Source organism: Abiotrophia defectiva ATCC 49176, assembly GCF_000160075.2.
Lineage (GTDB): Bacteria > Bacillota > Bacilli > Lactobacillales > Aerococcaceae > Abiotrophia > Abiotrophia defectiva.
Map to the genome: position 1 here is coordinate 388,903 of NZ_KI535340.1, position 18,758 is coordinate 407,660.

11 protein-coding genes, 1 pseudogene and 1 other annotated feature (1 of these 13 running past the window's edge) are annotated in these 18,758 nt (G+C 47.9%); of the genes and pseudogenes, 7 read left to right on the top strand and 5 right to left on the bottom strand.

The features are described from left to right. Positions 1 to 218: a binding site (T-box leader), on the top strand; it begins 10 nt to the left of the window's first position. A 66-nt stretch (positions 219 to 284) separates the two neighbouring features. The 3 genes from GCWU000182_RS01775 (at position 285) to GCWU000182_RS09545 (ending at position 11,340) form a co-directional block, all read left to right on the top strand. Further along, positions 285 to 1,130: a MetQ/NlpA family ABC transporter substrate-binding protein gene (locus GCWU000182_RS01775; protein WP_035363900.1), complete on the top strand. Its 846-nt coding sequence runs from the start codon at positions 285 to 287 to the stop codon at positions 1,128 to 1,130. Further along, the gene (mtnN, locus tag GCWU000182_RS01780) at positions 1,130 to 1,843 is read left to right on the top strand and encodes a 5'-methylthioadenosine/S-adenosylhomocysteine nucleosidase (RefSeq protein WP_023391022.1); all 714 of its coding nucleotides are present in this window, start codon (positions 1,130 to 1,132) and stop codon (positions 1,841 to 1,843) included. Before GCWU000182_RS01775 ends, mtnN begins: the two co-directional genes overlap by 1 nt. A gap of 311 nt (positions 1,844 to 2,154) precedes the next feature. After that, entirely contained in the window at positions 2,155 to 11,340 is a 9,186-nt protein-coding gene (locus GCWU000182_RS09545; RefSeq protein ID WP_051372911.1) for an Ig-like domain-containing protein, read from the top strand. A 210-nt stretch (positions 11,341 to 11,550) separates the two neighbouring features. Here GCWU000182_RS09545 and GCWU000182_RS01790 read toward each other — a convergent pair whose 3' ends face one another. Both GCWU000182_RS01790 and GCWU000182_RS01795 read right to left on the bottom strand, forming a co-directional pair. Beyond that, positions 11,551 to 12,033 (bottom strand): low molecular weight protein-tyrosine-phosphatase, encoded by a 483-nt coding sequence (locus GCWU000182_RS01790; RefSeq protein WP_035363902.1) that lies wholly within the window; start codon positions 12,031 to 12,033, stop codon positions 11,551 to 11,553. A 13-nt stretch (positions 12,034 to 12,046) separates the two neighbouring features. Continuing rightward, positions 12,047 to 12,907, bottom strand: a complete 861-nt coding sequence (locus GCWU000182_RS01795; protein WP_023391026.1) for a patatin-like phospholipase family protein — start codon at positions 12,905 to 12,907, stop codon at positions 12,047 to 12,049. Between the two features lie 283 nt (positions 12,908 to 13,190). On the opposite strand from GCWU000182_RS01795, the gene GCWU000182_RS01800 reads away from it, so the two are divergent. From GCWU000182_RS01800 to GCWU000182_RS01825, 4 genes are all read left to right on the top strand, one after another. After that, positions 13,191 to 14,318: an AAA family ATPase gene (locus GCWU000182_RS01800; RefSeq protein WP_023391027.1), complete on the top strand. Its 1,128-nt coding sequence runs from the start codon at positions 13,191 to 13,193 to the stop codon at positions 14,316 to 14,318. Between the two features lie 3 nt (positions 14,319 to 14,321). After that, entirely contained in the window at positions 14,322 to 15,158 is an 837-nt protein-coding gene (gene pnuC, locus GCWU000182_RS01805; protein ID WP_023391028.1) for a nicotinamide riboside transporter PnuC, read from the top strand. An 11-nt stretch (positions 15,159 to 15,169) separates the two neighbouring features. Then, entirely contained in the window at positions 15,170 to 15,994 is an 825-nt protein-coding gene (locus GCWU000182_RS01810; protein ID WP_023391029.1) for an NUDIX domain-containing protein, read from the top strand. A 1,287-nt stretch (positions 15,995 to 17,281) separates the two neighbouring features. Then, on the top strand, positions 17,282 to 17,821 hold the full coding sequence (locus tag GCWU000182_RS01825) for a hypothetical protein (protein ID WP_023391032.1): 540 nt from the start codon (positions 17,282 to 17,284) through the stop codon (positions 17,819 to 17,821). Positions 17,822 to 17,872: 51 nt separating this feature from the next. Here the strand turns inward: GCWU000182_RS01825 and GCWU000182_RS01830 are convergent, their stop codons facing one another. From GCWU000182_RS01830 to GCWU000182_RS01840, 3 genes and pseudogenes are all read right to left on the bottom strand, one after another. Next, positions 17,873 to 18,286: a DUF3021 domain-containing protein gene (locus GCWU000182_RS01830; protein WP_023391033.1), complete on the bottom strand. Its 414-nt coding sequence runs from the start codon at positions 18,284 to 18,286 to the stop codon at positions 17,873 to 17,875. 1 nt (position 18,287) lies between these two features. Continuing rightward, positions 18,288 to 18,500 (bottom strand): annotated as a pseudogene (locus GCWU000182_RS01835) (LytTR family DNA-binding domain-containing protein); the annotation flags it as partial. A 60-nt stretch (positions 18,501 to 18,560) separates the two neighbouring features. Beyond that, positions 18,561 to 18,758, bottom strand: a 198-nt coding sequence (locus GCWU000182_RS01840) for a transposase (RefSeq protein ID WP_023391035.1), incomplete at its 5' end; no start/stop codon positions are given.

The window sequence follows — 18,758 nt, forward strand, 5'->3', positions numbered from 1 at the left end:
TGAAGAGAAGAGTAGGGATCAATCCTTGTCTAGAGAGCTTGTAGCGGGTGGAAGCAAGCCTAGGATCTCCTTGCAAATGGTCTCAGAGTGGGCGCTTGGGTTAAACTAGCGCACGGGGGCACCCGTTACCATGTCAGAGTCCTAACGGACTCACAGAGGCCTTGTCGGTGACGACAGGGTGAATGAAGGTGGTACCACGAGTGACGCTCGTCCTTTTCCCTAGGGGAGGACGGGCTTTTTTTGTCTTCTCCCGTCAAAAATCAGCCATCAAAGGAGAATCACATATGTCCATTAAAAGTTTTGCCAAGAAAGTTACCCTTACCACACTCGCTGCCTTTAGCCTATTTGGCGCGGCTTTACCTGCATCTGCTGCGACTAAGGTCACGGTCAGCAGTATTGGCTCTGACTACGATGTCTGGAAGTTCATTGCTGAGTCAGAAGAAGCTAAGAAAGCAGGCCTAGAGATTGAGGTCAAAGAAATTGATGGGGGCCTGCCACTTAACAAGTCTGTGGCGGATGGTATCGTGGATGCCAATGCCTTCCAATCTTTGGGCTACTTAGACGCCTTCAATAAGGAATCCGACAATGCTTTGGTACCGATTGGGACCACCTATATCGAGCCAATGGGGATTTATTCTAAGAAATACAAGAAGATTGAGGAAGTCAAGGAAGGGGCCGTGGTGGCCTTGGCTGATAACCCAGCCAACACTACTCGGGCTTTGCGCTTGCTGGAGTCTGCTGGCCTAATCAAGCTCAAACCTGACTTTGATGATGGCGTGGGGACACCCGATGATGTCATCGAAAACCCTAAGAAGCTAGAATTTAAGTTAATTGATGACACCACAGCGGTTCGTGTCTTAGACGATGTGGACCTCGGTAACACCATTGCTTTGGAAGGCGGCCTCAACGTTCTCAAGGATGCCATCTACAAGGAAGAAATCAACGACTCAACCAAGTCACGCATTAACGTGATCGCCGTCAAGAAAGGCCGCGAAAAAGACGAGAATCTACTTAAACTAGTGGAACTCTATCACACGCCTAAGGTCCAAGAATTCATCAAGGAAAAATTCGAGGGGACCAAGGTAGAAGTGAAAAAAGACATTAAAGATGTCTGGAAGGAAGCTGAATAATGAAAGTAGCCATCGTAGCGGCCATGCAGGAAGAGTTGGCGCCTTTCCGCCAACATTTTGGGGCCAAGCAGCTAGTCTTTGAACAGGCTAAGACTCGCATAGAAGCGGTCAACCCACCTGAGGGGACCGGGATTAGTCAGCTCTACTTAGTAGAGTCTGGCATTGGTAAGGCTAATGCTGCCGCCTGCGCTGCCTGGCTCTTAAGCCAAGTAGGGCCAGACCTAGTCATCAATACTGGGTCGACGGGTTGCTTTGAGCCAAGCGTGGCCTTAGGTGACGTAGTCATAAGTGACCGTTTCGTTTATAGTGATGTAGATGCTACAGGCTTCAATTACGCTTGGGGGCAGGTGCCACAAATGCCAGCCCATTACCCGGTCGCAGTTGACTTGCTGACTAATCTTCTGGCTCATTTCCAAGGGGCAGGCAAGTCCTATCAGGTTCATGTGGGCACCATTGCGACGTCAGATTCTTTTATGAGCGATCCTCAGAGGGTAGCGGAAATCCTGGAACGGCAACCAGGCCTCCTAGCTTCTGATATGGAAAGTGCCGCCCTAGCTCAGGTCCTAGCAAGTTCAGCTTGTCAGGTTCTCAACATTCGGGGCATCTCAGATCATGTTGGCGCCCAGGCTCCTCGACTCTTCAAGGATAGCCTGGCGCTAGCTGCTCAGAACGCTTTTGATGCGGTACTGACTGTCCTCTATCAAGAAAACTAAGAAAAGTCGAGACTCAGGTCTCGGCTTTTTATTTGTTCTAAAGGAGCGACAATGGGCTATAGGACGCTTTTGTCTTGTTTAGGTTGTCAAAAAATCATTTTAAAAAAAGAGGCATAAAAGGCGGTTTTGCTCACTTTACATGTATAGACTATTACTGTCGCAACAATATCGTAATAATTCATAAAAATAACTAGCAGATATTGCCTTTGAAATCTTAATATAAGCTATTGGAAATCCTATTCTGATGGTGTATAATGAGTTGTCGAAAGAATTTATTGTTCGTAACGATTTTGAAAGAAAGGAAGGATTTAATGAAATTGACGAGTCAATTTATGCGTAAGTTCTACCATCTCTTGGCGGTAGTCCTTTTAATTATGGGGACACTTCTACCAACTGTGGTTACTTATGCGCAAGAAGCCAGTGCTGAAGAGACCGCTACGACCCCTATCGTGGCACCTGTCAGCTCTGAAGAAATCAAGCCGGAGGAGGTGACACCAAATCCAACTCCAACCAGTCCAACGCCAGCTGCTCCAGCTCAAGAAGAATCCAGTCAGGAATCAAGTAGTGAGTCTGGTTCGACTGGTCTTCGTTCCGCAGATGTTAATGGGGTCTTAAAAATGAGCCTCAACAACAACACGGGGACAGATGCTAAGTACACCACGAATTCCCACGTAGGGGAAGTGGCAGTCGATGGTTCAGGTCTCAATGATACTCTAGAGGGTGCCTATGTTGAGATTCGGGTCCCTGCTAAGTATGTGGAGACCATGGCAGCAACGGCCGGTGGGGTGGCCAAGGCAGCTGGGGTTCTGACTCAAGATGGGGATAACTACCTCTTGACGGTGCCTCTTAACGCCATCGATCGGACAACCTCAGGGAGTTTCCCATTTAGTATTAAATTTAAGGATCGCTTAACACCAGATGGTTACAGTGTTCAACCTCGCGTGGCCATTCGCCAGGCAGACCGTCGTGTCATTGCAGGCCCATCTTCTGACTTGACCTTTAATGTCAAAGCAGATAAGCCACAATTGCAAAAATTAGTCAAAGGTAACACCTTAGATATGTTCGTCCAACAAGACGTCTATGGTGGGGAGACTGATGGCGGGGACTACCTTAACAGTAAGGCCGCTGACGTACCATTCTACTTCTTCCTGTCACCACAAGGAATTACCAACCAAACTATTCAGGAATACCGAGCTAATCAAACCTACCGTTCCTATGAGACCATTGTCATCAAGGATACCCTTCCTACTTATGAAGGGGTGGGTGGCCAAACCTTAACCGCAACCTTTGACCCAGCTAAAAACCCAGGCTGGACTGATAATGGCGATGGGACAGTTTCTTATACGGTAACTAACCCTGACCCAGCTTCAGGTGGGGCTGAGACCACTCTGCGTAATGTGCGTCTGCGTTTGTCCTTCCCTAATGCTAAGTATAAAAATGGTAACAAACAAATCGTTCACAAGAACAATGTAGAATTAACCATGACCCCCTACCAACAAGGACCATCGGAACCTGCTACTGTCTTGAATGATGATGTGCCATTTACCTTAACGAGTGAATTGGTGCCTGCCGGTATGTTCCGTAAGATTGCCAATAATGCTAGCCGACTCCGCTTGCAGCCACAAGCCAACCATGTGGTGGAAGCCTTCTGGAGCTTAGCCTTCCGGAATACATCCGCTCTGCCGGTAACGCAACTGGTTATGGAAGATACTCAATTGGATCCACGTATGTACCCATACAGCCTGACCGTGAGCGGGACCTTAAATATTCCGCTAGAGATTTACGGTGTTGGGGAGGATGGCAGTGAAACCTATATCGATACCCTATCGCGTACTAAGCGTTCTATTGAGAATATTGATGACCAAGCTTGGGGCCAAGTTCAAGAACAGGTTGCCAAGGTCCAAAGTGGGGAAATTAAAGATACCGAGGCCGTTGCCGCTACCCGTAAATACAAGGGGATTCGGATTAAGTTGCCTGCAGGTGAGAAACATATGCCAACTACAGGCTTCGCCTTGCAATACCGGACTCGTCTCTTAGACCCTTATAACACTAAGGCCCTAACAGACGAAAAGTTCTATAACAACACGGCTACTTTAGATGTGGCCTTGGAAACAGAGGACGGCTCAGAAGTAAGACCTAGACAGTTGACCTCATCAGCTCGTTTTATCGCGGATAAACTAGAAGAGACGGTTCAATTCGACAAAACCACCAAAGTCAACCAAACAGGTACCTTAGGTGAGCAGGTTGTTTATCGTCTAGTCTTCTCTAACTTCGTTGTTTCGCCAGCCCGCGCTTACCGTAACGCCAAGTTTATTGATATCTTACCTCAAGGGGTAACCTTCAAGAGTGCTAGTGAAGAATTAGCAGCTGACAAGGGTAAGATTAAGAACGTTGAAGTAGTGGAAAACTATAACAATTCGGGTCGGACGGCTGTCATTATCGACTTAGGGACTATTCCAGCCTTCTCAGAGACAAAACCTAACTTCCCAATCTTAGTAGAAGGGACCATCAATGAAGGGGCCATTCCAAGTAAGATTCAGAATGCTAATAATAACGAAGATAACCATGCTTACTTCATTTCTGATGAATATGACCCACTCCCTGATGGCATCAAATCTACTTCTTTAGTAGATAATAAGTTCGGTATTCAAGTCAATGGTAAGACACCAGCTCAATTAATCGGGGCTTCCTCAGTGACTACGGTTAACCTACCATCCGAAATTGCTTCTACTAAATACATTCGCCGCAAAGGGGAAAGCTTCCATACCAAACCAGTTATTACTGATTATGACGAAGCCTTCGACTATCGTCTGCAAACACGGAACTTCTCTGTTCTGCCAATGAGACACTTTGTCTTGTATGACCGCCTACCATATAGTGGGGATGTTAATACAAGTAAGTTCTCTAACCTCTTAACTGGCCCGCTAACAGTGCCAGAAAAATACACGGTTTACTATCATACCGCTGCTGACATGACCAAGAATGCGGGTCAAGAAGTAGGGCGTGATGGCTGGATGACGGCTGATCAAGTCGCTGACTTTACCCAGGTAACAGCTATCAAGATTGTCTTAAACCAAGGGGAAGTGGTAGAGCCGGGTGAAATCATCAACTTCAATGTACCAATGAAGGCACCTGCCTACACTAACGGCTACATTAACCGTGAGAAAGCAACTAACTTCTTCTCAACCAACCGGGATGCCAATGACTTGACTAGCTTCGGGGATACCAATGCGGTTGTTAACCAATTACCACAGTATATTCCAGTTGCTAAGAAATGGGTCAAAGAGAAAAACTTAGACCAAGTAGTCTTTGAACTCTTCCGTAAGAGTCAACCACGCGATGTTTTAGCAAGCATGACCCTGAACGAAGCCAATGGCTGGAAGGGGATCTTCAAGCGTCTGGACAACGGCCAATTGTTAGATCCTAACGTGACTGACTACGATGTGCGTGAAGTATTGCCAGAACGTTATGCTTTGGACTACAATATCACTTCTTCTTATGATGCTACTAACCCTGGCTCAAATGAAGACGAGCATGTCTACGAGATTACCAATGAACGTAAGGTTCGTCCTTACTATGTCGTTAAGAAGTGGGAAGACGATAATAACCGTCTAGGCAAACGGGTTCCAATCAAGGTTCAGCTCAAGCAAAACGGCCAAGACTACCGTGAGCCACTTGATATCACGGAAGCGGACCGTTGGGAAATTACCATCCCAGACCTACCAATCATCACCAATGTTAAAGAGATTGAGTACAGCGCGGATGAGCTTAATGTACCAGCTGGTTACTATAAGGAAGTCGTATCTAACGGTAACACCACTACGATTACTAACAAATTACCTTTACCTACTGGGGAGAATGTGACCTCAGAAGGCATTCAAGGCGCTAGCCAAACCGGGACGCCTAACTTCACACCGGGGACCGTCACCATTGATGGTCAAGCAATTACGGTGGCGCTCAAGGCTAACAGCTATCGCCTAGTGGTGGATGGCCAAGTAACGGAAGCCACTTCAACACCTGCTTTGAAAAATGGCCAACAAGTCGGGACCTACACACTTGATCAAGCAACAGGTCAAGTAACCTTCCAACCTAATAAGGACTTTACAGGTCAACCAGACCCAGTCACGGTTCAGGTTGAAGACGAACATGGCACGCCAGCGACTGCGACCTACACGCCAAATGTTTTAGGGACACAGCCTACAGGGCAAGATGTCACTTCACAAGGCATTCAAGGTGCTAGCCAAACCGGCACGCCAAGCTTTACACCTGGTAAAGTTACCATTGGGGGTAAAGAGGTAGAAGTGCCACTTAAGGCTGATAGCTACCGTCTAGTAGTCAATGGGAAAGCCATTGACGGGACTTCAACGCCAGCTCTTAGCGGAGGTGTGGAAGTCGGGACTTACACCTTAGACCAATCGACGGGTCAAGTGACCTTCCAACCTAAGAAAGACTTCGTTGGCACACCAGATCCAGTGACTGTTCAAGTCAGCGATACCAATGACAAGACAGCTACTGCAACTTACACACCAACAGTCGTCGGGACCAAGCCAAGTGGTCAAGACAAGGAGACCCAAGATATTCAAGGCAAGACTCAAAGCACTACCTTGACCTTTACTCCAGGGACTGCCAATGTTGGGGGAACTGACTATACAGTGCCACTTAAGGACAATAGCCTACGCTTTGTAGTAGATGGTGCAGTAAGCCAAGAAACCCAAATCGATGCCAAAGATGCAGCTGGTAAGGTAATCGGACGCTACACACTTGATCCAGCAAGTGGTCAAGTCACTTTTGAACCTAACAAGGACTTTGTCGGAACCGCAGCACCTGCTATCGTGCGTGCTTGGGATAAGAACGACATGACGGCTGATGCTAGCTACACGCCTACTGTTGTAGGTGTTGTGCCAAACGGCAGCACCAAGGAAACCACTCACGTTCAAGGTCATGAGCAATCAGGCTTGGTAGAATTTACACCGGGTAATGAGCAAGTGCCAATGGACGACCAAGTGGATGCAGTCTTTGACAATGGTGAGAAAGAAATCACCATTCCTAAAGAAGGGACCTACCGTGTTGCCAAAGACGGGACCGTCACCTTCACCCCAGAAAAAACCTTTGTCGGTGACGGCACCGGCGTGACCGTTGTCCGTGTCGACAAGAATGGCACCAAAGCACGTGGCAAGTACATTCCACATGTCCTAGCCGTTAAACCAAGTGCACAGGATGCTGAAACAACTGATATCCAAGGTAAAGAACAAGTAGGACAATTAACCTTTACCCCAGGGACGACCGCAGTAGATGGCCAAGATTATACTGTGCCGATGGCGGCAAACTCTCTCCAATTCTTGGTAGATGGCCAGGCTTCAACTGAAACGACCATCCCTGCCAAAGATGCTAACGGTAAGGAAATCGGGACCTACACGCTCAACCAAAATGGTCAGGTAACCTTCCAACCTAACAAGGACTTTGTAGGTGACCCAGTACCAGTTCAAGTTCAAGCCAAAGACGAGAACGGCACGCCTGTTGTGGCTACTTACACGCCACATGTAACGGGCGTAAAACCAGTAGGTGTTCCCGCAACTTCAACTGGTATTCGTGGCGCTAGCCAAAGCAAGCAAGTAACCTTCCAACCAGGCCATGCAGATGTGCCAATGGATGATCAGGTGCCTGCTAAATTGAAGGATGCTCAAGGTCAATTGGTCGAAAGCCTCAAGGTAGACAACCAAGGGACTTACACAGTAGCAGCTGATGGCACGGTTACCTTCGTTCCTGAAAAGAACTTTGTAGGGCCAGCCCAAGCGGTAACCGTTGTCCGTGTGGATAAGAACGGCACGCCAGCTGAAGCGACCTACACCCCAACGGTTGTCGATGCGACGCCAACTTCAACCAATGCTGAAACTACTGATGTACAAGGTCAAGTCCAAGAAGGGACTGTAAGCTTCGCACCAGGCCAAGCACAAATTGACGGCCAAGCTGTCACGGTGCCACTGGTAGAGAACAGCCTAGTCTTTGTAGTTGATGGTCAAGTGGTTCAAGAAAAAGAAATTGATGCCAAGGATACGGATGGCAAAACCATCGGGACCTACAAGCTCAACTCTGAAACAGGTCAAGTGACCTTCACGCCGCATAAGGATTATGTTGGCACCCCAGTTCCAGCTACCATCCAAGCGCACGACACTAATGATGTGACAGTCACCGCCACTTATCAACCTCATGTAACGGGCGTGACGCCTTCTGGTAAGGACGTTAGCTCAAGTGGCCTCCAAGGGGCTAGCCAAACTGGTCAACCTGTCTTTACGCCAGGGGATACCAAGGTGCCAATCACCATTAATGATGAGCAACCTGCACAATTCTTTGTAGGTGGCCAAGCAGTGACTGAAACCAGCCTGCCAGCTATGCAAAATGGCGTGGAAGTCGGGACCTACACCTTAGATCCTAAGACAGGTCAAGTAACCTTCCAACCTAAAGCTGATTTCGTAGGGACACCAGATCCTGTGACAGTTCAAGTTAAGGATGCCAACGGGACTCCAGCAAAGGCTAACTACACGCCAACTGTCTTACCAACTAGCCGTCAAGGCCTTGACAAGGTAAGTCAAGATATCCAAGGTAAGGCTCAAACTGGCCAACCAGAATTCACCTATAATCCAGACCCTAACAATGGTGGGGCGGATCAAGCCATTCAAGTTTCTGCGCAAAACCCAGCTAAATTCGTGGTAGATGGTGCGGTTACAGACGCTAACCAAATCGATGCCAAGGATAAAGATGGCAAGGTTATCGGGACCTATACACTCACTCCTGAGACAGGCCTGATTACCTTCCAACCTAACAAGGACTTTGTCGGGACAGCTCAACCAGCTACCATCCAAGTACTAGACCCTAACGGGGTAGCCGTTTCTGCTACCTACACGCCAACCGTGACACCTGTCACGCCAACCGGAACTGGCGTCACTTCAGAAGGCTTGCAAGGTCAAGCTCAAACAGGTACGCCAAGCTTTGAAGCAGGACATGCAGATGTGCCAATCACCATTAATGATGAGCAACCTGCTCGCTTAGTAGATCCTGCAACAGGCCAAGCAGTCAATGAGACTAGCTTACCAGCTGTCAAAGACGGCAAGACCGTCGGGACCTACACCATTGATCCTAAGACTGGGACCGTCACCTTCCAACCTAACAAGGACTTTGTCGGCACCCCAGAACCAATCCAAGTTGAGGTCAAAGATGCTAACGGCACACCAGCCAAGGCAAGCTACACCCCAACCGTCACTGCCGTTGTACCACGTGGTGACAATCAAACTACAACCGACATTCAAGGGAAGACCCAATCTGCTACCCTCGTCTTTACACCAGGATCAGATAAGGTACCAATGGATGACACGGTTGACGCTAGATTCGAAGATGGTTCTACTGAGAAGAAGGTAGAAGGGCAAGGGACTTACACGGTTGCCAAAGATGGCACAGTAACCTTCGTCCCTGAAAAATCCTTCGTCGGGACAGCCACACCAGTTACGGTTAAACGCCAAGACGTCAACGGGACGGTAGCTACTGCTACTTACACCCCAATCGTTACGGCGGTAACGCCAAGTGGTAGTCCAGCAACTTCAAGTGGTTTGCAAGGGGCAAGTCAAACAGGCACCCCAAGCTTCACGCCAGGCCACCCTGATGTACCAATCAAGATTGATGCAGATCAACCAGCTCAATTTGTAGTAGCAGGGAAAGCAGTGACTGAAACTAGCATTCCAGCGACTAAGGACGGCCAAGAAATCGGGACCTACACCTTAGATCCACTGACTGGCACGGTCACCTTCCAACCTAAGAAAGACTTCGTAGGAGTTCCAGATCCAGTTACCGTTCAAGCCAAAGACGCGAACGGTACCCCTGCGACTGCTACTTATACGCCAAGTGTAACGGCCGTAACGCCAAGTGGTAACCAGGTAGAAAGCTATGGCCTCAAGGGTCAAACCCAAACTGGTCAACCAAGCTTCACCCCTGGTCACGATAGCGTCCCAATGGATGATAGTGTGCCAGCTACCTTCAGCAATGGTCAAAATCAATTGACAGTTGCTGGCCAAGGAACTTACACCCTATCACCAGAAGGTCTGATTACTTTCACACCAGAAGCTGACTTTGTCGGGACTGCTGATCCAGTGACCATCATCCGTCGCGATGTCAACGGGACTCCAGCAGAAGGTAAGTATGTGCCACATGTCTTAGACCTAGTAGCAGAAAATGCGACTTCTGAAGACATCCAAGGTAAGGTACAAACTGGCAAGCCAAGTGCCAAAGATCAAACGACAGGAAAGGCGCTGACACCAAGTGCTGAGCGACCAGCTCGTTTATTAGATCCAGCAACTCAAGAGCCAGTAGCCAATGATCAATTAGAGGCTAAGGATGCTGACGGTAAGGTAGTTGGGACCTATGTCTTAGATCGCCTAACTGGTCAAGTTACCTTTACACCGAATAAGGACTTTGTTGGAACTCCTCTTCCAGCTCAGGTTCAATTTACTAATGACCAAGACCTTGCAGTTGTTGCCACTTACACACCTACTGTGACACCTGTAACGCCAACTGGTAACCAAGTTGAGTCATATGGCAACAAGGGCCAAGTCCAAACAGGTAAGCCAAGCTTTACGCCTGGTCACGACCAAGTGCCAATTGATCCAGCTGTCGCGCCAACTTTCGAAGATGGCAGCAAGAAGTTGACAGTGAAGGACCAAGGTACTTATGAAGTAGCCAACGACGGGACCATTAGCTTCACACCAGAAGCTAACTTCGTCGGCACAGCAAGTCCAGTTGTCATCGTCCGTGTGGATACTAACGGCACTCCAGCCAAAGGGACTTACACACCGCATGTCTTAGATATCCTACCAGTTGACGCTGAATCTGAAGATGTGCAAGGCAAGGCTCAAACTGGTCAGCTAGGAGCTAGAGATCAAGCCAGCGGCCAAGTTATCACGCCAAGTGCTAGCCAACCAGCCCGCCTAGTAGATCCAGCAACTCAAGCACCAACCGATGCAAGCTCTGTGCCAGCTCTGGATGCAGATGGCAAGCAAATTGGGACTTACACTGTGGATCCATTAACCGGCCTCGTGACCTTCCAACCAAATGAGGACTTTGTGGGTAAACCACAAGCTGCTCAGGTAGTCTTCCAACATGAATCTGGTATTAGCGTGACTGCACGTTACCAACCAAATGTTAAGGCTAAGGAAGAGTCAAGCGAGTCTAGCTCAGAAAGCTCAAGCGAAACTTCAAGCGAGTCGAGTGCTTTAAGCTCAAGCGCGACTTCAAATGATCCAGCTTCAAGTCAAGAATCAAGCGATCCGGATGCTAGTCAATCCAACGAACATTCTGGCGGCAATGGTTCTCAAGGCCAAAATAACCGTCCAGGTGGACGTCAATTGCCTAAGACCGGTGAGAGCGGCAGCTTCTTCTGGTTAGCTACCAGCCTCATGGGCTTAGCCATGGCCATTGTAGGCTTAGATCGCAAGGTCAAAGCTAAGAATTAAAGACTTCCACTAGGAAGCAAGCCATAAAATAGGCGAGCCCCTTTCCTGAATAGCAGGAAAGGGGCTCGCTTTTTCTTATTCAAAATAAAAAGCCCCTGAGGGGCTTGCTGGGCAATCAACCGATGCTAGGGTGGTTCTGTCGGCTTACAGAGACACGGCTAGGGGATTGACTGAACAGGCAAGCTTGTCAGGAGGCCTTAAGTTCAGAAATTAAATCGTAGGGGCTTCTTCGTTAAACTGATAACGTTTTTGTAAGAAAGCCAAGAGAGCTTGGCAGCCACGATAGATTTCAGTGTAAGCAGTATCGAAGTCTTCGGTATACCAGGGATCCGCAATTTGGGTATCTTCCCCTGCATAGTGCAAGAGCATATTGACTTCACCACTTGGGCGAGCGCCAATCAGATAATTGATAGCCCGAATATTGGGTTCGTCCATACCGATAATGTAATCAGCTTTGATATCTTCGAGATTGAGCTGACGCGCGACATGCTTTGGAATCGGAATACCGGCAGCTTTGAGGCGCTCTTGAGCACCTTCATGCATGGGTTTACCAATTTCCCAAGGGCTGGTCGCGGCGGAATCGATTGCTATTTTGTCGCTCAGACCTGCCTCCGCCACTAAATGGCTGAAGATAGCCTCTGCCATTGGTGAACGGCAGATGTTGCCCAAGCAAACAAATATAACTTTAACCATAAATATCTCCTTTTTACGTTTGTAAGTAAATTTCGAGGGGATTTATTTGGTTTTGTCCATCTTGACGACCTAAGTTGTAGAGTGACTCGAGAACTCGAATTTCGCGTTCGAATCTGCCAACTTCTAGGTGGGCAGATGGGCGTATGACGAAAAGTTCGCCTTGTGCTTCCAAGGTTTCGATCTGGTCCAGAGTCTGGTTATAGTGATAACCACGCTGGTTGAGGGCTTGGACCAAAGCCGGGAAGCGTCGATAAACGATTGAATAGAGTGGATTGGTGCGGGTGGCTTTCCGATAAGAGGCGGGTCTGGTAAGGACCACGATTAACTTATCGACATCCAGTTGGCGCGCGTAATGAACTGGAATGCTATCGCTAATACCACCGTCGAGATAGTCGCCGCCGGTTAGATAAGGGCTGGCGTCTAGCTGAATCATTTTAGAGACGAAGGGCAGAGCAGAGCTCGCTCTTAAGACTTCCATCTGGTCAAAGGCATCCTCAATCAAGGCGTATTCGGCCTTACCACTGGCTACATGGGTAACCACCGCATGGAAGCGGGTCGAGGAAGCTTTGAAGCGCTCGTTATCGAAAGGATCAAGTGTCATTGGGACTTGGTAGTAGGCGAAGTCCTTGTTGACATAGTTACCAGTCTTAAGCCAAGAGCTGAGACTCATGTAACGCTTGTCGCCAAGATAGCGCTGGTTATAACGCCAAGCTCGGCCTATTTGACCACTGACATAATTGACCCCGAAAAGGGCCCCTGCAGACACAGCCACAATTTCATCCACGGGAATTTGGGCTGCCATCAGGCTATCGAGGACACCAGCTGAGTATAAGCCGCGCATCCCGCCGCCTTCGAAGACCATGCCTATCCGCATATTCTGCCTCCTTTACGAGTCGATGTCATAACCCTGTTAGGGTGAGGTTACAACAAACTTTACGAGCCTAAAGTGATTCATACTACCATTGTATACCAAATTGATTCAGAAATAAAGCGACTTTTTCTGAAAAGCAGTAGACATTATATGTCAATTGTGTTATAGTTAAATTAAGTTAGCGTCTAACTTATTTAATTTTTGGAAAATTAAAGTTAGAGTCTGACTTAATTTTAGGCCTGATTAAAGTCAGCATCTAACTTTATAGGGCAAAAGAGGTTAGAGAATGGTAAAACGAAAGAAGTTAGAGAATGTGACGTCCCTTGGTATCGTCTTTGGGACTTTCGCCCCGCTACACGTTGGGCATATTGATATTATTAACCAGGCCAAGCGCCACAATGATGGGGTCCTAACCATCGTATCAGGTTATGACGGGGATCGAGGGGATCTAATCGGGCTGAGTCTACGCAAGAGATTCCGTTATACACGCGAGACCTTCCGCTACGATGACTTAGTCATTGTTGATAAGCTGGATGAGAATCATATTCCGGCCTATCCTAATGGTTGGGTAGAGTGGCTAGCCAAGATCGATGAGTCCATTGCCCAGTATGTGACCTTCAGTGGCCAAGCTAAGCAAGCTAAGATTGTGGTCTATTGTGGCGAGACAGAGTATAAGGTTAAGATTAATGAATTGCGACCTGACTGGGAAGTAGTCCTAGTAAACCGTTCCCTAATTAAGATTTCAGGGACCATGATTCGGAATAATCCTCGTGCCCATTGGCATCAGATTGCCAAGCCATTCCGTCGTTTCTTCTCAACCAACGTTCTGATTGCAGGCTCTGCTTCCAACGGTAAGACGACCTTGTCGCGGGATTTATCACGTCTCTTCGGTTGCCCTTGGTCACCGGAATATGCCCGCGAGTACCAGGAACGCTATAATGTCTTAGATGATGAATTGGACAAGAACGACTACACCTATCTCTTTACTGGCCAGTTCCGCCAGACTTCGGACTTGATTGACTCGCCGGCCAATAATGGTCTCATCATCGCTGATACCAACTCGACCATTACCATGGCCTATGCGGAGTACTACCTCAAGGACAGCCTGTCTGAGGAAGATTTCCAAGCCTTGACAGACGTCTACCAATCCATGATTGAGAAAGAAAAATGGGATAAGATTTTCGTTGTTCTGCCACAATCGGACTATGTGGACGATGGGGTTCGGGACATGACCATGGCGGATGAAGAAACCCGCGATGCCTTCACCTCCCTAACCATCCAGCTCTTTGAAGAAGCGGGATTGGCTGACAAGATTGTCTACTTGGGTAATCCTAAGCCAGGCCAGACCTTCTTCGAAAGTCTTTATGAAACAGCCAAAATTGAAATTGCAAACCTATTGAATCAGGAGGTATAGAACATGTCAATTGTTGAAAATTTTAAAACTAAGTGGACCAAGCTCCACGATTACTGCACATCAGGCTATAAGGTAACGGGGCGCAACCTCAAAGTCTTGGCTGGCGACACCAAGAAATTAGGCTTTGCTGGCGTAGTTAAGGCCATCTATGAGGACTTAGTAGTGGGCCGTACCCCACTGGAATGGGCTTATTTAATCATTATGTCCATTGTGCCAATTATTGTTGCTTTGCGCGACCCAGATTCAACCTTGCTAGGCTTTATCGCTTCTATTACAGGGGTTATTAACGTGATTTTGGTAGCTGAGGGCCGCAAATCCAATTACTTCTTTGGTGTCATTACGACCAGTATTTACTTATTCTTAGCTATCGGTAATGGATTCTATGGTGAGGTTTTAACAAATGCCTACTTCGTAGTTATGCAACCGATTGGCCTTTATGTCTGGCTTATGGCAGACCGTAAGCGTCAAGAAGAAATCCATCAAGTAGAAGACACACCTACTAATGTCAAGTCCCGTCGCATGGGCTTGGTGGATTGGATTATTGCCTTAGCTCAAACCGCAATTGTTTGGCTTCTCATGGGCTTAGCCTATAAGTCTATCGGTGCTAATCGACCTTTCCGTGACTCTGTGACTGATGGGACCAATGTGGTGGGTCAGAAGTTAATGACCGAGCTCTATGCCGAACAATGGCTCTTCTGGATTGCTACCAATCTCTTCTCCATTTACCTTTGGTGGGGCACTGATGGCTCCGTCGATATTGTGGTCATGTACCTGCTCTTCACAGTAAACAGCATTGTCGGCATGTATCGCTGGATTCAACAAGCTCAGGCCAATCAATAAGGAGGGACTTCATGCCTGAATTTAAGGACCCTCAAGCCGAAAAGCACTATTATGAGACTGAGGCCAGTCAGGAGGAGTTTTTGTCCTGGTACCAAAAACAGGAATTTCCCAACTATCCCAAACCAGCCTTAACGGTAGACAATGTGATTTTACGTTGGTATCAGGCCGACCCAGAGGAGGCGCCCCAACTACAATTGCTCTTAATCAAGCGTAAGGCCCATCCTTTCTTGGGTCACTATGCCTTGCCGGGTGGCTTTGTCGAACCAGACGAAGATACCACTCAGGCCACCATTCGTGAGGTGCTAGAGGAAACTCATATTGCCTTGGATCCGCTGCGAATTGAGCAGTTGGAGACCTTTGCCAGTCCGGGGCGCGATCCACGCGCCTGGGTGGTCTCGGTGGCCCATATCGTCTACCTGCCCTATGATAGCGGTCAGGAGGCGGTGGCAGGGGATGATGCCAGCGCCATTTGCTGGGCCAATCTCTCGGTGACCGAGTCAGGAGCTCTCTTGTTAGTGGATAGTGAGAGTCAAGAATTCATTCACGACTTGGCCTTTGACCACGAGTTGATTATCACCAAAGCCGTGAGACGCCTATCCAACAAGTTGGAGTACCATCCGACGGTTCTGTCGCTTCTGCCAAGCACCTTTACCATTAAGGATGTGCGAGCCATCTTCGATGTCTTCAATCATCCCCAATTCCGCCATGTGGGCATGACAGCCTTCCGATTACGTCAGGAGAAGTATCTGACCTTCCTGGAATTTGGCCATGCGGGTGCCGGTAAACGGGGGCGTAGTCACAAAACCTACACCTATCAACTCAATCCATTTTATTAGCAAGAAAAGACTGCCTGAGGCGGTCTTTTTTTGCGTCTTCTTCTTGCTAGAAAGAGGCGATTAGAGTAGAATAAGCCTATGTGAAAGGAGAGTAGAGCTAGCTATGAAGAGATTAAGCCTAGATTTGCGGGTTAGCCATATTTTTGGGGTGCGGTTTTTGTCCGTTCTAGTCTTGTTGCTAGTCTTTATGTCCTTAGTGGGCTGGGGGCTACTTTCCTTATTTGAGCTCTCCCCCAAAACCTGGCAGCCAGTCTTAAGCGTATGTTTCTATCTTGCCTGGCCCTTTATCTCGGCTCCTCTGGTTCGATGGTCCTATGACAAAATCTGGCTCCGACCGGTTACCATACGCGATATCGGCAGTCAAATTGCCATTAAGGTGGGCCAACGAGAAAAGTGTCATGATTGGGCCGACCTGCGCAAGGTCAAGGTGTCGACTGAAGGGCAAAGTAGATACTACGCCTCTCCCGTCATGAGTCTAAATCTGGTGCTGATTTTCAAAGGGCGGACCTATCGCCTTGGGACGGATGATCATATAGAAGACTTGAGAAGCCTAGAACGGTACTGCCAGAGTAAAATAAGGAATAGACGCAAAAAGTCTAAGAAGGCCAAATAGACACAGAGAAGCAAGTCAGCCACTTGCTGGAAAGTTTGAACTAGAGTAGAATAAGCCTAGATGAAAGAACGGGAGAACGAGCTATGAAGAAATTAAGCCTAGATTTGCGGGTTAGCCAAATTTTAGGGGTTCGTTTTTTGTCCGGTCTGGCCTTGGTGCTAATCTTTATGTCCTTAGTGGGCTGGGGACTACTTTTCTTGTTTGAGCTCTCACCCAGAAGCTGGCAGCCAGTCTTAGGCTCATGTATGCTTCTTGCCTGGCCCTTTATAGCGGCTCCGTTGATTATTCGGACTCATGACAAAATCTGGCGCCGATCAGTTACCATGCGCGATATAGGGAGTCAAATTGCCATTAAGGTAGGCCATCGAGAGAGGTGTCATGCCTGGGACGACTTGCGCAAGGTCAAGGCGGAGTTTGGATCTAACAAGAGAGGTGGTTATTCTGTAACCAGGACCATGACTCTATTGCTGATTTTCAAAGGGCGAACCTATCGCCTATGGACGGATGAATATATAACAGATTTGACAAAATTCCAACATTATTGCCAGAGTAAAATAAGAAATAGACGCAAAAAGTCTAAGAAAGCCAAATAGACACAGAGAAGCAAGTCAGCCACTTGCTGGAAAGTTTGAACTAAGTAGAATAAGCCTAGATGAAAGGACGGCGAGTCAGACATGGAGACACATCATGAAAATAAAGAGCTAGAATTCAGCAAGGTCTTGCGAGTCAGTCATGTCTATGGCGTGCGTTTTTGGTCCATTGTGGGGCTGATTCTGGTCTTTATGACCTTGCTAGGTTGGGGGCTACTTTCCCTACTCGATTTGCTCTGGAAAAGGACGCCAGAAGGAGCCCATGAAGCCTTATTGATATTAGTCTTCGTGATTTGGCTCTTGGGGTCATCTGCTTTAGTTCAGTGGGCCTATGAGAAAATCTGGCGCCGTCCAGTTGTCATACGAGACTTGGGTAGCCAAGTTGCTATTAGCGTAGGGGATCGCGAGGATCGTCATTCCTGGTCTGATTTAGTCAAGGTCAAGATGCACCGTTATCGTGTAGGTCGCACAGGCCAGACGCGGGTCAAGAGCTTGAATTTAGTCCTGACCTTCCAAGGCAGAAGCTACCGCCTAGGGACGGATGAGCATCAACGCCAGCTAGAGAATTTGCAAAATTATTGCCAGCGCAAAATCTTGCAAAATGGCTCCGACTACTATCAATAAAAAAACAAGCCCTCCTTAGGATTTCCTAGGGAGGGCTTATTTTAATAATAGCTAGTTAGACTTTTGACGTCGTTTTTGAATGAGATGGTTGGTGGCCGCCACATCTAAGCGGCGATGCCAAATCATGCCTTGCCAGACTAAGATGTAGATGATTAGAACAGCACCAACAAAAGGCAGCAATTCCTGCCAAGTAAAGCTAATCCATCCAGTATAGAGGGCGGTAATACCGACAATGATTAGGATAGAGGCAAAATGAAGAGACAAGGCCAGCGTTAGGTTATGATCTTCTTCCCACTCCTGATAGTGAAGGGTGACAAGGCCGATAAGGCCACTCATGATAAGCACTGCAATCACTTCAGCAGGTCTAATGGAGCTGGTTCGGAGGAAGACCAAGGTACAGAGCAGATAGGTGAGTGAGCCAATCAGAAGGCCATTGACGAAGGCTAAGGTATGTGTTTTTAACATCTTATATCCCTCCCATGCCCAGCGCTTGCTTGAGTGCTGGCAGGTATTTGCGGCTAACGCCAAGTTTGATTTTGTGGGTCATTAAGGCCACCATATTGCCAGAAAATCCCATTTCAAGCGTGTGCAGATGGTTGATATTGAGCAGGGCGCTCTTAGATACTTGGACAAAGTCTCGCCCGTCTAAGCGCTCCAACATCTTATTGAGCTGGCCTTTGACTAGATAAGTAAGTCAAGTCCAAAATCCTGTGTAAAAATATGTAGGCTGTCCTATAGCTTATTTGCGTTTGGTGAAGTTGACCAGGAAGGGGCGTGCGTTAGCCTGCCAAGCATCGTTTAAATCAATGAGGATGGCGCCAATCAGTCGCTCAGCAGAAGCGACATTAGGGTAGACGCCAATGACCTTATCCCGCCGTCTGATTTCACGGTTCAAACGTTCGACAGAGTTAGTAGTCCGCAAGTTGGGATGGTAAAT